Annotated in this window: 2 protein-coding genes; both read right to left on the bottom strand. The window is 37.6% G+C overall.

Annotation, left to right across the window (positions count from 1 at the left end; genetic code table 11):
• Positions 1–142: 142 nt before the first annotated feature.
• Positions 143–1525, bottom strand: coding sequence for an NAD-dependent succinate-semialdehyde dehydrogenase (locus V6256_RS15055; RefSeq protein WP_341599088.1), 1383 nt, complete (start codon positions 1523–1525; stop codon positions 143–145).
• A gap of 271 nt (positions 1526–1796) precedes the next feature.
• Positions 1797–1877 (bottom strand): hypothetical protein, encoded by an 81-nt coding sequence (locus tag V6256_RS16480; RefSeq protein WP_424141076.1) that lies wholly within the window; start codon positions 1875–1877, stop codon positions 1797–1799.
• Positions 1878–2044: the final 167 nt, after the last annotated feature.

The following is a 2044-nucleotide window of genomic DNA, read 5'->3' as shown; positions in this document are numbered from 1 at the left end:
AACACAGAGAAAAACGTCTACTTCTGATCTCCATTAAAAATGGGGAGATTACCAAGCCAGCTTTTATTATTGGTAATTATTGAAAGTAGTAATAGAAAGGAGTGTCAATCCTCTCTATTACTGACCATATTGGTCAGTCTAATTATTTATTGTTAGCAACCATGACTGATTTAATATTAACAAACTCTTTTATACCAAAACCACCGTGTTCACGTCCGTAACCACTGCTTTTAACACCACCAAAAGGCAGGTTAGGTTGTGATAACGCAAAGCCATTGATATTAACCATACCGGTATCAAAGTGTTTGATTGCCAGTTCCGTCGCTTTCTCTACATCTTTAGAGAAGATACCGCCGCCTAAACCATAGCGTGAATCATTGGCGATACGCATTGCATCTTCATCATCTTTGGCTTTAATCAGCGCCGCGACAGGTCCAAATAACTCATCATCATAAGCCGGCATACCAGGTTTAACATTTTCTAAGATAGAAGCAGGGTAGAAGAAACCTTGTTGGTCAGGCACGCTACAACCACACACCACAGTTGCACCAGCATCAATGGATTCAGTGACTTGCTCATGTAATTTGTCTCGTAAGTCTTCTCTGGCCATTGGGCCGATATCAGTATCTTGAGCTTCAGGATCGCCAATTTTAAGTTGTTGCATGGCTTTAGTGAAACCAGTTTTAAACGCTTCGTAATTTTTCTCAGTCACAATAAAGCGTTTTGCAGAAACACAAGTTTGACCATTATTAACAATACGACCTAGCACAGACGTTTCGATAGCCAATTGTAGATCCGCATCATCTAAGACAAGGTAAGCATCATTACTGCCTAGCTCTAATACTGTTTTCTTACTGCGTTTTTCAGCAGATTTAGCCACTTTTTTACCAATTTTATCACTACCAGTGAAGGTCACGCCTTTGATAGCCTCATGACGAATCAATTTACTTGCAGTTTTGCCGTCTATTAATAACGATTGGTAAGCATTTTTTGGGAAGCCAGCTTGCTCATAAAGCGACTGGATTTTTTCTGCCATACCAAACACATTTGAAGCATGTTTCATTACGGTTGTATTACCTGCGACTAAATTGGTTATGCTGTATCGAATCACTTGGTAAAGCGGGAAGTTCCAAGGCTGAATACCAAGAATAACACCGAGTGGTTGATAGCTTATAATTGCGTTACCGCCTTCATATTCACGGGTTTCGTTGGCTAATGCTTGTTCAGCAATACTCGCCGTGTATTTACAAATGTTTGCACAAAGTGTTACTTCACTTTCACCTTGTGACTTCACCTTACCCATTTCACTGACCATCAATTGTACTAATTCATCACGATTTTTCTCGATCACTTCAGCTAATGAATTGGCAAGCTTAATACGTTCTTTAACAGAAACAAGCTTCCATTCAGCAAAGCAATCATCTGATTTTTCTACTGCTTTTTCGGCACCCTCTAAATCCATCAAGTGGTACTCTTTTATTGTTTTCTCAGTAAAAGGATTGATCGTTTGTATTGAATTACTCATTTAACAGTTACCTCTTTATTGCATAAGTATTTTCTACTTTGCAAAGCCAATGCCAACTTTTAAATAAATTGTAAGTAAATGAATTATAACAACTTATTTTAACTTTATATTTTTAAGTTGTATTAAAGGTAAGAAAATGATGAAAAAAATTCAGTGTAGATTGTTAAAGTTACATTGTGATAGTGATCACTTTTGTTAGTTGGTATGTTGAATGATACCAATCTACAAAATTAACTGGTCAGTTTCATCCAATCCCTAAAGCATATACTTTTCACTCTTCGAGGCCTTCGCTTAGATAGTTATTCAGCCATTTATTAACGCTAGGTCTACTCACTTTTAGGAACTGAGCAATTTGGGGCGGTGGGCGAATTAAGCGTCAGCTTAGTATCATGAGCGGAGGAGCTCTGCGACTTCTTTTTTCAGCCTCTCTTGCAGATGCAGTTAATAAAACAAAGCTCTTCGCCTTTTTACCTTGTTGCATTTTACTTATATGAAGTTTGTTTTGGTTTTTTATTTTGA

Source organism: Psychromonas aquatilis, assembly GCF_038155185.1.
GTDB classification, from domain to species: Bacteria; Pseudomonadota; Gammaproteobacteria; order Enterobacterales; family Psychromonadaceae; genus Psychromonas; species Psychromonas aquatilis.
Note: the sequence above shows the minus strand (reverse complement) of the source record. Positions and strands in the feature narration are given on the sequence as shown.

Excerpts from the sequence above, each read along its gene's own strand:
- V6256_RS15055 (WP_341599088.1), bottom strand. The coding sequence starts at position 1,525 with ATGAGTAATTCAATACAAACGATCAATCCTTTTACTGAGAAAACAATA.